Origin of the sequence: Collinsella aerofaciens, from assembly GCF_032584215.1 — a bacterium.
In the GTDB taxonomy this organism is placed as follows: domain Bacteria; phylum Actinomycetota; class Coriobacteriia; order Coriobacteriales; family Coriobacteriaceae; genus Collinsella.
The window spans coordinates 1-697 of record NZ_JAWHPN010000077.1 but is presented as its reverse complement, the minus strand read 5'-3'; the positions used below and the strand labels follow the sequence as shown (position 1 = coordinate 697).

Below are 697 nucleotides of genomic sequence, written 5' to 3'. Positions count from 1 at the left end.
ATACAGATAGACGGAGAGTATGCTACCCTTACAGCAAAGGAGCATATTAGTTTCCATTATACGCATATCCCGGGGTTTGAAGAGCTTACAGAACTCATCAACACATATTGGCTTGAATTGGCTAATGTTGAAGGGAACTGGGTTGTTGTGAAGATGACCTCGGATTGTATTTTTACTCCAGAGGAAATCGAAAGTGGTATTGACCTTAAGAGTGCAATAGCACAAGTATCAGAAGCCCCTGAATATGAACCAGCTTCTGATGATGAAGGTACTACAGAAGTTGGATATGGTGTCGATGAAATTCCATTTGAAGTTGATGAACCAATAGAAGTAGATCTAATAGAGATGACAGAAGAAGATAAGGCTGAGTGGGAGAGGGTGATGGAAGAAACCTACCAAACACCAGTAGTAACAAACGAAGAAGCAACAGCCCCTGCTGCAAATTATACGGTTCATAGAGCAGTTGGTTACGATAAAAATGCTGCAATTCAATATGCAAAGACATACTGGGGAGAAGGGGTTATAAACGGATTTAACTGGAGGAACGAAGAGGTCTTCCATGAATATGGACAATATGAAGGCCAGGGAGACTGTCAAAATTTCGCTTCACAATGTATATATGCTGGGCTTGGAGGATCTAACGCTGTAGCGGCTGTAAAAAATAAACTTCGCCCAGCAGTTCCAGGGACATCAACTA

1 protein-coding gene is annotated in these 697 nt (G+C 41.8%); it reads left to right on the top strand.

The features are described from left to right. The coding region (locus RX395_RS09815) for an amidase domain-containing protein (RefSeq protein WP_316367292.1) at positions 1-697 on the top strand (697 nt) is incomplete at both ends.